The sequence below is a fragment of the Roseinatronobacter monicus genome, from assembly GCF_006716865.1.
GTDB lineage: Bacteria > Pseudomonadota > Alphaproteobacteria > Rhodobacterales > Rhodobacteraceae > Roseinatronobacter > Roseinatronobacter monicus.
In genome coordinates this window covers 3401814-3416520 of the sequence record NZ_VFPT01000001.1, presented here as the reverse complement: position 1 = coordinate 3416520, position 14707 = coordinate 3401814, and the positions used below count along the sequence as shown (strand labels likewise).

The 14707-nt window shown below is 64.0% G+C and carries 12 protein-coding genes and 1 riboswitch; of the genes, 4 read left to right on the top strand and 8 right to left on the bottom strand.

The genetic code is table 11. The features are described from left to right. Positions 1-133 precede the first annotated feature (133 nt). Positions 134-1255, bottom strand: coding sequence for a chorismate synthase (gene aroC / locus BD293_RS16250; protein ID WP_142083535.1), 1122 nt, complete (start codon positions 1253-1255; stop codon positions 134-136). 92 nt (positions 1256-1347) lie between these two features. Continuing rightward, positions 1348-1450, top strand: a riboswitch (TPP riboswitch). A gap of 43 nt (positions 1451-1493) precedes the next feature. On the opposite strand from aroC, the gene BD293_RS16245 reads away from it, so the two are divergent. The 3 genes from BD293_RS16245 to BD293_RS16235 are packed head-to-tail and all read left to right on the top strand — an operon-like array spanning position 1494 to position 4724. Beyond that, positions 1494-2471, top strand: a complete 978-nt coding sequence (locus tag BD293_RS16245; RefSeq protein WP_142083533.1) for a thiamine ABC transporter substrate-binding protein — start codon at positions 1494-1496, stop codon at positions 2469-2471. Then, the gene (locus BD293_RS16240) at positions 2468-4045 is read left to right on the top strand and encodes a thiamine/thiamine pyrophosphate ABC transporter permease ThiP (RefSeq protein WP_246086331.1); all 1578 of its coding nucleotides are present in this window, start codon (positions 2468-2470) and stop codon (positions 4043-4045) included. The genes BD293_RS16245 and BD293_RS16240 overlap by 4 nt, the downstream gene beginning before the upstream one ends. Next, positions 4032-4724 carry a thiamine ABC transporter ATP-binding protein gene (locus BD293_RS16235; protein ID WP_142084689.1) on the top strand — a complete coding sequence of 231 codons (693 nt, stop codon included), beginning with the start codon at positions 4032-4034 and terminating at the stop codon, positions 4722-4724. Before BD293_RS16240 ends, BD293_RS16235 begins: the two co-directional genes overlap by 14 nt. A 400-nt stretch (positions 4725-5124) precedes the next feature. Here the strand turns inward: BD293_RS16235 and BD293_RS16230 are convergent, their stop codons facing one another. The 4 genes from BD293_RS16230 to BD293_RS16215 form a co-directional block, all read right to left on the bottom strand. Then, positions 5125-5382 (bottom strand): WGR domain-containing protein, encoded by a 258-nt coding sequence (locus tag BD293_RS16230; protein WP_142084687.1) that lies wholly within the window; start codon positions 5380-5382, stop codon positions 5125-5127. 102 nt (positions 5383-5484) lie between these two features. Further along, the gene (locus tag BD293_RS16225) at positions 5485-6420 is read right to left on the bottom strand and encodes a DUF2493 domain-containing protein (RefSeq protein WP_142083531.1); all 936 of its coding nucleotides are present in this window, start codon (positions 6418-6420) and stop codon (positions 5485-5487) included. 370 nt (positions 6421-6790) lie between these two features. Beyond that, complete coding sequence (locus BD293_RS16220) at positions 6791-7819, bottom strand: DUF7146 domain-containing protein (protein ID WP_142083529.1); 1029 nt, start codon at positions 7817-7819, stop codon at positions 6791-6793. A gap of 14 nt (positions 7820-7833) precedes the next feature. Beyond that, complete coding sequence (locus BD293_RS16215; RefSeq protein WP_142083526.1) at positions 7834-12090, bottom strand: strawberry notch family protein; 4257 nt, start codon at positions 12088-12090, stop codon at positions 7834-7836. A 180-nt stretch (positions 12091-12270) separates the two neighbouring features. On the opposite strand from BD293_RS16215, the gene BD293_RS16210 reads away from it, so the two are divergent. Next, positions 12271-12567, top strand: a complete 297-nt coding sequence (locus tag BD293_RS16210) for a hypothetical protein (RefSeq protein WP_142083523.1) — start codon at positions 12271-12273, stop codon at positions 12565-12567. A 24-nt stretch (positions 12568-12591) separates the two neighbouring features. Here the strand turns inward: BD293_RS16210 and BD293_RS16205 are convergent, their stop codons facing one another. From BD293_RS16205 to BD293_RS23375, 3 genes are read right to left on the bottom strand one after another with little or no spacing between them, the layout of a single operon-like run. Continuing rightward, entirely contained in the window at positions 12592-13614 is a 1023-nt protein-coding gene (locus tag BD293_RS16205; protein ID WP_142083521.1) for a nucleotidyl transferase AbiEii/AbiGii toxin family protein, read from the bottom strand. After that, on the bottom strand, positions 13607-14200 hold the full coding sequence (locus BD293_RS16200; RefSeq protein ID WP_142083519.1) for a DUF6088 family protein: 594 nt from the start codon (positions 14198-14200) through the stop codon (positions 13607-13609). Before BD293_RS16200 ends, BD293_RS16205 begins: the two co-directional genes overlap by 8 nt. 57 nt (positions 14201-14257) lie before the next feature. Continuing rightward, on the bottom strand, positions 14258-14383 hold the full coding sequence (locus BD293_RS23375) for a hypothetical protein (protein WP_281286679.1): 126 nt from the start codon (positions 14381-14383) through the stop codon (positions 14258-14260). Between the last annotated feature and the right edge of the window lie 324 nt (positions 14384-14707).

Genomic DNA, 14707 nt, shown 5'->3' with positions numbered 1-14707 from the left:
AGCCCATGCGCGGAATCAAGGGCGCGAGCCCGCCGCGCATCGCCGGGCCGCAACCACGGCACGGCGATTTGGCTGCCACAAGGGCAATACCACAATGGGCAGATCGCCGCACCGCGGACCGACGCTGCGCGGCTCACTCCGGCGCGTTCTTCCCGATCTCGGCCACTGGACCGGTGGCCCCTGTCTGGGCACGGTGCAGCAACAGTTGATCCAACAAAACACAGGCCATCATCGCCTCGCCCACCGGCACGGCGCGGATGCCCACGCAGGGGTCATGGCGGCCCTTGGTGACAACCTCGGTCGCCTCGCCTGCGCGCGTGACAGACGCACGCGGGGTGTGGATGGACGATGTGGGCTTGATCGCAAAGCGCACCACCACATCCTGACCCGTTGATATACCGCCCAAAATGCCGCCTGCCTTGTTGGTGCGGTAGTGCGGGCCATCTGCGCCCATCTCGATCTCGTCGGCGTTTTCCACGCCGGTCAGGCTGGCGGCGGCCATGCCTGCGCCGATTTCTACACCCTTGACCGCATTGATCGACATCATCGCGGCGGCCAGTTCGGTATCCAGCTTCGCATAGATCGGCGCACCAAGGCCCGCTGGCACGCCCGCAGCCACCACCTCGATCATGGCGCCGACGGAATTGCCATCCTTACGGATCTGGTCCAGCGCCGATGCCCAGTCTTCTGCCGCTTGCGCATCGGGCACCCAGAACGGGTTGCGGTCAATCTGGGCCAAATCAAACCGCGACCGGTCAATCTGGTGTGGCCCCATCTGCACCATATAGCCGGTGATCGTGACATTTGGCGCAAGGGTTTTCAGAACTTCACGCGCAATCGCGCCCGCCGCTACGCGTGCCGCAGTTTCGCGTGCGGATGACCGCCCCCCGCCGCGCGGGTCGCGCAGCCCGTATTTCTGAAAATAGGTAATATCGGCATGGCCGGGGCGGAATGTGTCCAGAATATTGCCGTAATCCTTGGACCGCTGGTCAACATTGCGGATCATCAACTGAATCGGCGTGCCAGTGGTGCGCCCTTCATACACGCCAGACAGAATTTCCACGGTGTCAGGCTCGCGCCGCTGCGTGGTGTGGCGGTTCTGGCCGGGTTTGCGCCGGTCCAGCCAGTGCTGGATCATGCCCGCGTCCAGCGCCACACCGGGTGGGCACCCGTCAACCGTGGCCCCAAGGGCTGGTCCGTGGCTTTCGCCCCAAGTGGTGACGCGGAACAGATGACCGAATGTGTTGAAGCTCATGCGCGCGGACTCCTTTATGCGAAACACTTAGCGGCAAGGTGCCTAAGGCTCAAGCACTGCTCTTGCTCGGGCGTCGGAAAGCGATTAACTCTCGGTCTACCTCGGGGTGCCCCTACAGGGCTGAGATGCGCTATGCGCGAACCCGTTGAACCTGAACCGGTTCGGACCGGCGGAGGGAAGGTTCGGGCGATCTGCCCGCGTCATTCTTCGCCTGTCGCAAGAGAGATGGAGAGAAACAATGACACGTCCCCTATATGCGACGATTGCGGCGCTGACCCTTGCGGGGGCAGCGCAGGCAGATACCCTGACCGTGCTGGCCCCTGATTACTTCGGGTCAAGCTGGGGGCCGGGCCCTGCCATCAAAGAGGGATTCGAGGCGCGCTGCGATTGCACGCTGGAATTTCGCACGGGCGATGTCCTGCCACGCCTGATGCTGGATGGCGCGCGGCTGCAAGGCGATGTCATCATCGGGCTTGGCACGGATGAATTGCTGCGCGCGCGTCAGACCGGGCTGTTTGCAGACCACGGACAGGATCTTTCCCCGTTGAGTGTGCCGGTCACATGGGAAGACGACATATTCATCCCGTTCAACTGGTCCTATGTGGCGTTCGTCTATGACCAGACCCGGCTGGAAACCCCGCCCGCCAGTTTTGCCGAACTGATCGAGCGCGATGACATCTCGTTGATCTGGCAAGACCCGCGCTCGTCCGGTGCAGGGCTGGCGCTGCTGCTTTGGGTCGATCAGCTGTATGGCGACGATGCGTTGGGCATCTGGGAAAACCTTGCGGCCAAGACCGTCACCGTTACGGCGGGATGGTCCGAAGCTTATGGCATGTTCACCAATGGCGAAGCTGACATGGTGCTGAGTTACACCACATCGCCTGCCTATCACATCATGGACGAAGATGATGACACCAAGGCGGCGGCCATTTTCGACGAAGGCCATTATTTCACCGCCGAGGCAGCGGGCATATTGGCAGGGGCCGCACAGCCAGAGCTTGCGCGCGATTTTTTGGCTTATATCCTGTCGGATGAATTTCAGCAGATGATCGCAACGGCGAACTGGTCCTACCCTTCGGCCCTGCCGCGTGAAGAGTGGCCAGAAGTGTTCCGCGATCTGCCCTTGCCCGAAACCGCGATTTTCCTGACCGAGGATGAAGCCGATGCGCGCCGCTCACCTGCCTTGGCGCATTGGCTGGATGGCATGACCCGGTGACACGCGACCCGGCCCGCACAGCGCGCGCAGCCGCCATTCTGGCGGGTCTGGGCGTTGCAGCGTGGCTGGTGGTGCTGAATTTCGGTGCGCTTGGGGCTGTGGCTTGGCGCGCCGAAGGGCTGACCGCCTTGCGCGGTGCCGATTGGGCGGCGGTGCGGTTTACCCTTGTTCAGGCCCTTTTATCGGCAGCGCTGTCGGTTGCGCTGGCCGTGCCGATTGCGCGGGCCTTGGCACGCCGGCGTTTCATCGGGCGGGACGCGCTGATTATGCTGATGGGCGCGCCGTTTATCCTGCCCACCTTGGTCGCCGTGCTGGGGTTGCTGGCAGTATTTGGCCGCGCCGGGCTGGTCAATCAGGGGTTGGAGGGGCTAGGCCTTGCGCGGCTGAACATATTTGGTCTGCATGGCGTCGTGCTGGCGCATGTGTTCTACAACCTGCCCTTGGCCACGCGCATTCTGCTGCAAGGCTGGGCTGCGATCCCGGCAGAGCGGTTCCGCCTTGGGGCCACATTGGGCTTTGGGCCACGGGATAATTTCCGCCAGTTGGAATGGCCGATGCTGCGCGATCTGGTGCCGGGGGCGTTTCTGGTCATCTTCCTGATCTGCCTGACCAGCTTTTCCGTGGCACTGACAATGGGCGGTGGCCCGCGCGCCACCACAGTGGAGTTGGCGATTTATCAGGCATTCCGGTTTGATTTCGACATGGGCCGCGCGGCGATGCTGGCGTTGGTGCAATTCGGGCTGTGTGCGGGGGCGGGGGTGCTGGCGTGGCGGATGGCGTTGCCATCCGGCCTTGGCGGCGGGATGGACCGGCCTGTGCAGCGTTTCGATACAGGCACTGCGGGCCTGCGCCTGTGGGATGGCGCGCTGATCGTTGGGGGCGCGTTGTTCCTGCTGGTGCCGCTGGCGCTGGTGGTCATGCGCGGCGCGCCGCATGTCGTGGGTCTGCCGGTTGAGGTGTGGCAGGCGGCTGGCCGCTCGCTTGTCGTCGCATTGGGCGCAACGGGCGTGACATTGGCGATGACACTGGCGCTGGCCCATGCGGTGCTGATTGCAGGGGACGCGCGGGGCGCGGTGCTGGAATGGTTGGGGCTGGCGGCACTGGCCGCCTCACCCCTTGTGATCGGCACGGGTCTGTATCTGCTGATCCGCCCGCTTGCCAACCCGCGCGATTTCGCACTGGTGGTGACAATGCTGGTCAACGCAGGCATGGCGCTGCCCTTTGCCCTGCGCCTGATCCTGCCGGGCCTGCGCGAGGTGGTGGCCAGTCAGGGGCGGCTGGCCGACAGTCTGGGGCTGCACGGCTGGGCGCGGTTGCGCATCGTGACCCTGCCGCGTCTGCGCCGCCCTTTGGGCTTTGCCGCTGGTCTGACGGCGGCCTTGTCGATGGGCGATCTGGGTGTGATCATGCTGTTTGCCGAGCGCGAGGGGGCAACCCTGCCCATGCAGCTTTATCGCCTGATGACCGCCTACAGGCTGGATGATGCGGCGGGGGCGGCGTTGGTGTTGCTGGGCGCCAGCCTTGCGCTATTCTGGATTTTCGACAAATGGGGGCGTGGATTTGCTGAGGCTTGAGGGGGTGACGATCACGCAGGATGATTTCGCGCTGCGCGCTGATCTGGCGGTCGAACCGTGCGCGCGCGTGGCTGTAATCGGGCCGTCAGGGGCGGGGAAATCGACATTGTTGGGGGCGGTTGCGGGCTTTGTGCCTGCGACGCAAGGGCGCATTATCTGGGCGGGAAAGACCATTTCAGACCAAGGCCCGGCAGCGCGCCCCATCTCGGTGTTGTTTCAGGACAACAACCTGTTTCCGCATCTGTCGGCCTTTGACAATGTGGCGCTGGGCCTGCGCCCGTCATTGCGCCTGAGTGTGGCCGAGCGCGCGCAGGTCACGGCGGCGCTGGCGCGTGTGGGGCTGGAGGGGTTTGGCGCGCGCCGCCCCGCGCAACTGTCGGGCGGGCAGCAAAGCCGTGTGGCGCTGGCGCGGGTGGTGTTGCAGGGCAAGCCGCTGGTGCTGCTGGACGAGCCGTTTTCGGCCCTTGGCCCGGCGCTGAAGGTCGAAATGCTGCAACTGGTGGCCGATATCTGCGCCGAGACGGGCGCGACATTGCTGATGGTCACGCATGATATCAGCGACGCGCGTGCGGTTGCGGAGCAGACCATTCTGGTGGCGGATGGCATGGCCGAAGGCCCGTTTGACACCGCGCATCTGCTGGACAACCCGCCAGCGGCGCTGCGGGCGTATCTGGGGTAGTATTTGCGACCGGACATAAGCTACCCGATTGCTGCTTCGAGCCCTTTGCGGAAGTTGAGGTGATGCACCAAGCCGCGCAGCGTCGGGCCGCGGTGCGGCGATCCCCGGTTGATTTATGGCACTTTATGCCAGCCAAATCCGAGCAAGATCAGAGCTTCGCGCTTGGGGCAGCCAAATCGCCGTGCCCGTGGGCGGCCCGGCGATGCGCGGGGGGCTGACGCCCTTGATTCCGCGCGGAGGCAAACGACCGCAAAGTCCCGCACAGCCGCCAGTCACAAGCTCCGCCCTGTTGCAGCGGGATATCCCGATATGCATAGCTTGAATATGCGTTATGGGATATCTGTCCCATGTGGCTATTCCCAGAGCTTTGATGGATATGCGCCGTGTTGCCGCGCCCGCGTCACGCATATCCCCGCCGCTGTTTCGCGCGCGCGAGTTTCATCAGTGCGGTCACGGCCTGGCCTTCATCGGCATGCGGCTCGATCATCATCTGGCCGCGATATCCGATCCGGCCCCATTCGCGCACGAGGCTGGCACCGCCGAACAGGTCGGGCTGGATGCTCATGCGGTAAAAGCGGCGCATGTTGCGCGCTGGATCGACCCGGCGCATCTGCAGGTCGGTCGGGAAGATCTCCAGTTGGCTGACGGCATCAAATATGTCGCAATCCGGGCGCGGGGTTTGTGCCATGATATCAGGGGAAAGCGCTTGCTTCCACCGTGATGTCCTCCGCTGTGATGTCGCCGTGAGGGGAAAGGGGGCTTACGCCCCCTTCTCAAACTTCATGACCGGGATGCCCAGCTTGCGGGCCTTGTCAGCGAGGTTCTCCTGGATGCCATTGCCCGGGAAGACCAGAACACCCACCGGCAGCACGTCCAGCATTGCGTCGTTGCGCTTGAAGGGGGCAGCCTTTGCATGCTTGGTCCAGTCAGGCTTGAAGGCCACCTGCGTCACGCCGCGGGCTTCGGCCCATTTGGCGGCGATGAGTTCTGCGCCCTTCGGGCTGCCACCGTGCAAGAGTACCATGTCGGGATGTTTGCTCCGGACCTGGTCGAGCTTGCCCCAGATCAGGCGGTGATCGTTGAAATCGCTGCCACCAGTGAGGGCAACCTTGGGGCCTGCGGGCAGCATCACCTCGGTTTTCGCGCGGCGCTTGGCGGCCAGGAAGTCGCGGCTGTCGATCAGTGCTGCGGTCATGTGCTGGCGGTTCACCATCGATCCGGTGCGGGGACGCCAGGCGGATCCCGTGTGATGCATAAATTCCGTGGCGGCGTGATCGCGCATCATGTCCATGCAGTTGCGCCGCTCGATCAGCGTCAGGCCTTCAGCCATCAGGCGCTCGAGCTCGGTGGATTTCACCTCGGAGCCGTCCTGCTCGCGCTGGAGGCGGCGCTGCGCCTGCTCGTTCTCATCGAGCGACCGGTCGATCCGTGCTGTCGCGCGGTGGAAGAGGTTGACCTGGCCCCAGAGTAATTCCTCCATGTCGGGTTCCATGCGGGTGTCTTCCAGCGTGCCTATGAGCGCATCGAAGATATCGGCAGCGGCGCGGCGCAGGTGGTCGGCATCCGGCATCGGGCGCGGATCGGGCTCGTCGTCAAAGGGACGGTAGCCATAGAGCTGCAGCTCTTCGAGCGCATGGGCGGTCTGGGATGCGGTGTGGGCGGGTTCATACGCGTCGTCGTGGGTGTGGATCGTCATTCTGGTCTTGCCTCCGGGCTTGTCTCGTCCGCGCGACATCCCGCGCGGCCTTCATGGGCAGCTCTGAGCCGTCATGGCGGACGCCCCTTCACCCCCCCTTTGGGGCCGAAACGCAGTGGAGGAGGGCGGCAGGCAGGCTATTTGTTTCGCGATGCAAAGTGGGGGCTCGTCCCCTGCGGCGGAAATAGCCTGACTGCCGCCCTTGAGGGGGCGGACCCTTTGACGGCAGCACGCCCATCTCTGAGAAGGCCGCACGGGTGTCGGGGGGATGAGATTACCCCGGAAAGCGGCAAAGACTGTGATCCACACCCGCGACAGGACTGCTGAAACCCTGCCCCTTATTCCCGAACCGCCCCTTGCGCGTTGCTGCTCAGCCGAACAGGCGCTGCCGATCCTCGGGCCCGATCTGCCCTGCCAGATGCTGGCGCAGCGCCTCCGCGCCGTTCGCTCGGAGATCATCGTTGAAATCCCCGAGCCGTGGTTCCAGCATCCGGACGGTAATCCCGACCTCGGTTGCTCTGGCGCTCAACCTCTCTGCCGCGCGTTGGCCGGCCGGATCGCGGTCGATGGCGATGTAGAGGCGCTGCAAACCCTCCGGCAGCAGGACGGCCCCGAGGTGACCCGATGAGAGCGCCGCCCAGACAGGAAGGCCGGGGACCGCTTGCGTGAGCGACAACATGGTCTCGATGCCCTCGCCGACCACGAGGATGTTTTGCTGCGGGGTCAGCCTGACGGCATTGCCCAGAAGGTGACCCATGGCACGCCGCTGCGTCTTGACCGCCGCCTTGCCCTGTCCGTCAGGCGCCAGCCAGGTGCGATGCACGCCCTGCAAGGCCCCTGCCCCATCGGTGACAGCCGCGATCAGCGCAGGTCTGGGGACAGGCTTGCTCTGGCCCTCATCGCGATGCCAGCACTTCGGGTGGAAGCGAAGGGCGCTCATCATGCCGCCTTGGGTGAGGCCCCGGGCGCGGAGGTAAGTGTCGGCAAGCGTGCCGGCGACCGGCTTTGCGGCCGCAAACAGGCGCGCCGCTGCTGGTGTGCCACCGGGGGTTTTGGCTTTCCGAGGGCTTGGCGCATCCGGGATCACCGGCATTGGGCGGCCAAGATGCGCGCGGGCCTCGTCCAGAAGCTCGGGAAACCGCGTGATCCCCGTGCGCGCTCGGATGATATCCAGCAGATCTCCATATTCCGACGTGGCGGAATCACTCCATTTCCCGCACGCCCCCGGCCCGGATGTTGGCCCGGTAAGCCGCACAAAGAGCGACCGGCCCGGGCTGTTTTGTAGATCGCCCACCATCCAGTAAGACCCTTCCCGCCGTCCGGCGGGAAGATAATGACGACATACGCTTTCCGCGTTTTGCGCAAGTTCGCGCAGAAGATCTTGTGTTTCAACCGACATGGACCGCATCTTTTTCAACCATTGCGTGCATGTAGGCCAGCCACGGGCAAGCGCGCAAGCAACTGCTCCAGCACCGCAACCCCGCGCGGATCCGTCGGGCAGAAGAGCCGCAGCTTCCAGGCGATGATTTCCGAAAAGAAGCCATCCGCCTTGAGCCGGTCCTTGGCGGCCTCGGTGAAGCCAGACAGCTCGATCCGGTTGACCCCCATGACGCGCGATCGGTGCAACTCCATCCCCTCCGCCAGCCGCACCACCGTCTTGCCCTCCAGAATAAGGGCATGAACCTGCGCCGCTGTCAGTTTTGGTGCGTCCTCCGCCAGCGTCATTGCGACCCAGGCGGGCGAGACGCGGCGGCCGATGATGCGCTGGCCGTCATCGGTCTGCAGTCGGTAGACGCGGGTTTCATCCTGAGGGAGCTGCTTCCAGATGGGGAGCAAGAGGCCTGCCACGATATGCAGCGTGCTCTCAGAGAACTCCGGCACCTCTGCCAGTTCTGCGGTCCAGGCGGCAGTGAAGGCCGCGCGGTCGGCTTCCAGCCAGTGGGTGTCCTCCATGATTTTGGCCGGAACCGTGCTGGCATCAAGCGGGCGGATCAGCCGCAGGCGGGGCTCGATCGTGCCATCATCCAGCATCAGGCTGGTCGCGGGCACCTGCACCGCGGCCCGGCCCGAGCGGCTATTGACCAGCAGGCGTGCTTTGGGGACTTCGAGCCAATCCAGCGCGTCGATTAGCGACAGCGGCGTGTTACGCTGCTTTTGCGCGATAGTGAGAAGCTGGGTTTCCGCACCAGAACCCGGATGGGTGTAGATGACGCGGGCATCCGTGACGCGGAAGCTCTCTGCGCGGAGCGTCTCGAGCCCGAGATCGTAGACCCCGGCGGCGATAGCGCCCTCGATCCGTTGGTCGAGAAGCTCCTCGAAGGCCGAGAAGAGCACCGCCTGCATATCAATCGTCAGCGCCAGCAGGCGATTGAGGAAGGTGGTGATGGGGGGCAGATTGTCCTTGAGGCCATTGTCATCGGTCAGGCTGAGACCCGTCGCATCCTCGAACGCCTCCAACGAACATCCCGCCACATCGCCGCGATGCAGTTTGCGGTAGAGCTGGCGCAGAGCGTCGCGCGCGTAAGGGGTCTCAAAATTGTCTTCCGGCCGGAACAGCCCCTGCCCGCCGGTCTGGCGCTGCCCGCGCGTGATCGCACCAAGCGTGTCGAGGCGGCGCGCGATTGTGGACAAAAAGCGCTTTTCTGCTTTGACGTCTGTGGCGACAGGACGAAACAGCGGCGGCTGCGCCTGATTGGTCCGATTGGTGCGCCCGAGCCCCTGGATGGCGGCATCGGCCTTCCAACCGGGTTCCAGGAGGTAATGGACCCGCAGGCGCTGGTTTTTCGCCCCGAGATCGGCATGGTAGCTGCGCCCCGTGCCGCCCGCGTCCGAGAAGATCAGGATACGCTTCTGGTCATCCATGAAGGCGGCAGTTTCCGCGAGATTGGCAGATCCTGCCCGACTTTCCACAACGAGCCGCGCCGCGTGACCCTCGCCTTTGCGCACGATGCGACGCGATCGGCCCGTCACCTCGGCCACGAGATCGGTGCCGAAGCGCTGGACAATCTGATCCAGCGCGCCGGGCACGGGCGGCAGGCTTGCCAGATGCTCGATCAGCGCATCGCGGCGGCGCACCGCCTCGCGGCATTCCACCGGCTGGCCATCGCGCGTGACAGGGCGCGAGGAGAGGTTGACCTCGCTGTCGGTGAAGGGCTCGTAGAGCTGCACCGGGAAGGAGTGCTGCAAATAATCCAGGCAGCTCTCTCTTGGCGTGATGTCCACCCGCACATCGCTCCATTCATCCGTGGGGATGTCTGACAGGCGGCGTTCCATCAGCGCCTCGCCGGTCGAGACGATCTGGATGACGGACGCATGGCCTGCTGCGAGGTCGGCTTCAATGCTGGAGATGAGGGTGGGGGTTTTCATCGAGGTGAGGAGATGGCCGAAGAAGCGCTGCTTGGCGGACTCGAAGGCCGAGCGCGCAGCGGATTTGGCCTGGCGGTTCAGCGTGCCGTTGGAGCCTGTCGAGCTGGCCGGGCCAGTGATGTGGGCCGCCTCCATTGCGGCGGCAAGGTTGTTATGGATGATGGCGAAGGCCCCGGCATAGGCATCATAGATGCTGCGCTGCTCGGGACTGAGCGCATGAACCAGCATCTCGTACTCGACGCCGTCATAGGAAAGCGACCGTGCTGTGTAGAGGCCGAGGGACCGCAGGTCGCGGGCGAGGACCTCCATCGCCGCGACGCCGCCTGCCTCGATGGCCTGGACAAACTCTGCCCGGGTGGCGAACGGAAAGTCTTCGCCACCCCAAAGTCCGAGGCGCTGCGCATAGGCGAGGTTGTGCACCGAGGTTGCCCCCGTGGCGGAGACATAGACCACGCGGGCATTCGGCAACTTGTGCTGCAGACGCAGGCCCGCCCTGCCCTGCTGCGACGCCTCGGTGTCACCGCGGTCTCCCTTCGATCCGGCGGCATTGGCCATGGCATGACTTTCGTCAAACAGGATCACCCCGTCGAAATCTGAGCCCAGCCAGTCGACGATCTGGTCGACGCGGGACTTTTTTGCACCCCGCTCTTCCGAGCGCAGCGTCGCATAGGTGGTGAAGAGGATGCCTTCGGTCAGCGGGATGTCTTTGCCTTGCGCAAAGCGCGACAGGGGCGTGACGAGCAAGCGTTCCTGGCCAAGGGCCGACCAGTCGCGCTGCGCATCCTCCAAAAGCTTGTCACTTTTCGAGATCCAGAGTGCCTTGCGACGGCCTTTGGCCCAGTTGTCGAGCAAGATCCCGGCCGACTGGCGGCCCTTGCCCGCGCCGGTGCCATCGCCGAGGAAGAAGCCGCGCCGAAAGCGGACAGCGTCCGCGGCATCATCGGGCGCGACCGAGGCCATGGCCGCCGATTGCACCAGCTTGGTCGGGTGCGGTGTGGCGCCGGGGATGTCGATCGCGTGCAAGCGGAAGGTTTCGTAGATCGCGTCAGAAAGGCGCGCGGTATTGGCCTCCTCGGTCGCATCGCGCAGCGCATAGGCCAGATCTTCGGCCTCGATTTGTGCACTGGACTGGTGTGGCTGGGCCGCAGGGGTTGCGCGTGATGTGCTGATGGCCGTGCGTGTGGTGCAGGAAGGATTTCCCGGGAAGGGGGAAGTGGGGCGATTTTCTGCCGCTATGTCCGGGTCCAGCGTGAGGCGCGGGGGGACACCGGCTGAAATCTGCGAGAGCAAACTGGCGATATCAGGCGATATCGGGCGCGCAAGATCGGCGGTGATGCCGCCTGCCTCACCGTCCCGGCATTTGTCGAAGACCGACAAGCGGGTCTCGAATCTGGTGCCGTGTTTGGCAAAAGCGGCACCCGCCACCGCGCCGGTGAAGACCAGGTGCGCCGACTCGGTCAGGCAGGTGAAAGTTTCAGCCCAGGCCGAGGCATCGGGCGCAAAACCCGCACCGGTGATGGCGACCAGCCGCCCGCCTGGGGCCAGCCGCGCAAGCGCCGAGCGCAAATGCCGGGCCGTCGCCTCGGTCGTCCGACCATCGACATTGGCCACAGCCGAGAAGGGCGGGTTCATCAGGATGACGCTCGGGCGCAGGCCTGCGTCGAGATGATCGTCGATCTGGGCGGCGTCGAAGGCCGTCACGGGACGGCCTGGGAACAGGCGACGTAGAAGATCGGCGCGCGTGTCAGCCAGCTCGTTCAGCACGAGGCTGCCGCCCGCGATCTCGGCGAGGATCGCCAGAAGCCCGGTCCCGGCCGAGGGCTCGAGGACCAGATCGCGCGGCGTGATCTGTGCCGCAGCCAAAGCCGCCAGCCCCATCGGCAGCGGTGTACTGAACTGCTGGAACCGCTCCATTTCTTCCGAGCGGCGGGTATGCGTGGGCAACAGGCCTGCCACCTTGGCGAGGATGGGCAAGCGTGCGGCGGGTGAACCCGCCCGGGCCAGAAGCGCGCGGCCGAATTTCCGCAGGAAGAGGGCGAGCGCTGCCTCGCCAGCCTCATAGGCGAGCTTCCAGTTCCAAGCACCGTCGGCATCGGAGCCGCCAAAGGCACGCTCCATCTCAAGCCGAAGGCGCAACGTGTCGATCTGGAAGCCCTGCGCGAGATCGGGCTGCAGCGCTTCGGCCACAGCGAGGATCGTGTGCGCCGTGTCGGGGGTGTGCGTGTGGTGCGCCGCGGCGGGGGCAGCTGCATGGATCGGCAAAACCGGCACCTGTACAGGCGTGACTGGGGAAAGATGCGTCATGGGAAAACTCCGGAATAAGGGACAGGATCAGGTCCAGGCCCCCTCTCTCAGGCAGGCTCAAACCTGATCTTCCCCATCCCTCCTCAAGCTCTCAAAACCCCTGTCATAACGACAGCCGGCTTGCATTTGTTCGCCTTATGTTCTATATTGGAAAGCACGCCAGCAAGGGAGACCGCCCCGATGGAAGAGACCACATTCGCCCTGCCCGCAACGCCCAAGCAGATCGCCTATGCGCGCGCGCTGGCCCTGCGCAACCAGACGCTTTTGCCGTGGGACGTGCAGCAGGATCGCCGCGCACTCAGCGCCTGGATCGACGCGCAGGCCAGGATGACACCCTCCAAAGCGCTCGACAGCCTGCCCTCGTCCAAACAGGTCGCCTTCGCCGAACGCCTCGCCCGCATCAAACGCCGCGCCGTCCCGGACGAATGTTTCCGCGACAAGGGGCTGATGGCGAAATGGATCGATGGGAATAGGTGACGGTGGGCCCGGAGTTCCTGTCGTCTATTCCACTTTGAAAGCCGTATTCACCCTGCGCGCGATATCAGTACAGCGATCCATCAAGATGTCGAACGGCTCAGGCGCAATAGCCAGCAGGCCGTCTTCTGTCATCCGACGGTAATCGTCCGCGAGGAGGTCAAAAGCCTCACCACTTGGCACCAGTTGCAGATTCCCGGAAAGTGCAGCGTCATAGATCACTCTTGAGCCATCGGTAGCCTTTTCGACAAAGAACATCGCCTTGTGCCGTGCCACTGCTGCCGCGAGCGCTCGATCTTCAATGGCCACAGCAGCTGTGCCCGCCTCATCCAAGCGGGAAACATCATGCCAGTGTCGGGAGAAGCGATCTCCGCGCATGCGGTTCTGCAAGCAGAAGACATGGATTGCCGTCGCCTTCTCCCAGAACGTTCGCTCGGCATGCATGACACGGGGGCGCGCCACCGGAAACTCCACGCCTTCAATCGCCGCCGCAGCATCGCAGACAATGTCGCGCACAGATGCAGGCTCTCCGGTGGAGCGCGCACCGAATTCCAGCATCACGCTGGGGGAAACATATCCCGTGCCTTGCACAAGATTCGGATAATCGATGAACAGCTTGTCACCGTCCAGCCGAAGTGCGGCTTCGATGCCGTCGTGTTCGAGTGCCCGCCGCAAGATCGGCTGGATGGTCCCTGCCACCCATTCGGGCAACGCCTGCCGGACCCGCTTCGACCAACGCCGCTCTTCGCTGGATGAGACTGGCATGGCATCCTCACGACCATCCAGCAAATCCGGGATCAGCGCGCGGATATCAAAGGTCAGATCCACATCTTCAGAAAACCGATCAATGACCTGATAGGCCTTCGAGAGCGATGTGCCACCCTTGAAGACAAGGTTCGCACCAATAGGCGACCCGAATAGCTGCTGGATCGCCCAGACAACCCAGACGTCCTTTTCGAGCAGATGGCTTGGCCGCCCAAGCCGATCGGCTGCGACACCAAGCGCGTCCAGACGGTCACGAGCGCTGAGACGAAGGAACGCTTCAGCCATGGACCAGTTTCCCGATCAATCGCGCCAGCCAGGTCGGAAACTGCGGCGCGACGGTGATCAACTCCATCTTCGCTGTGTCCGTGAGCTTGGAACGCAGGATAGGCAGAGCGCCGGTCGCTTGCTCCGGCCCAAGCCAGGCAAGAGCACGCACAACCTGCCCGGAGGTCTTGTTGCCAAGGGCCAATTGCCAGCGCGGCGCGTGGCGTAGCTCGACCACTTGGCGGCCAAGGCTGAGTACACGACTTCGACCAGAGGTGAGATAGACCGACTGAACCGGGACCTGCGTCGTCAGGCCCAGGGCGTTCGCAGCAGAAGCGCCGCTTGGGACGATTGTCTCCCCCCTCTGTGCAGCCAGCGCCTCGATCGCCTGTTCGGCCGAGGGGCTACGCGGGCCAAAGCGCGTCTGGACCGGGCGCATATAGATCCCGCGTCCGGCCCGGATCAACTCTCCACGCGCGGCCAAGCGCGAGAGGGTCTGATCGACTGCCGCGCGCGAACCGAGGTGCAAAAGCCCCTTCGCTGCCAAGGGCACCCCCTCCGGCAACGTTGTTGCGACTTGCATAATGCTTTCGGTCATGCGTTCCATGATCGCTCCTTTGTCAGAAACATAAGCAGTTTTCTGACAGATTTCAACTGCGCATGCTCACCCAAACCGCCGCCCGGTTTCCGTGAAAGTATATTCAATGGCGATGATGCCGTCCTCTATTGCCTCATCCGAGGTGAGGTGGTCGTACTCAGACTGAAGCTGACGATAGAGCCAACGGGCCATCTCAGGGTCATTCTGCCCATATCGGGGAGTTTGTGACCGTGCATTACCCTTACCATCCGCTTTTTGGAAGGCGGGTGCGGTGCGAAGGCGTCGATCAGTCTCGGAACGGTGCGGTGGCGCGCGTTGAAGCCGCGCCGGGGCATGTCATCATGATTTCCACCTGGATGCTCGATCCGGTCGCCTGCGTGGGCATGGCGATTGGCGAGGCGCGCGTTTCGCTTAGCGCCCTTGCCGAACTCGCTGAGTTTCTCGCCACTCATCGCGGAAGTGTATGCTCCTCGACTGTAAGTTCAGTTCTGGAGATTCCCCCCGATGAAGCGATCG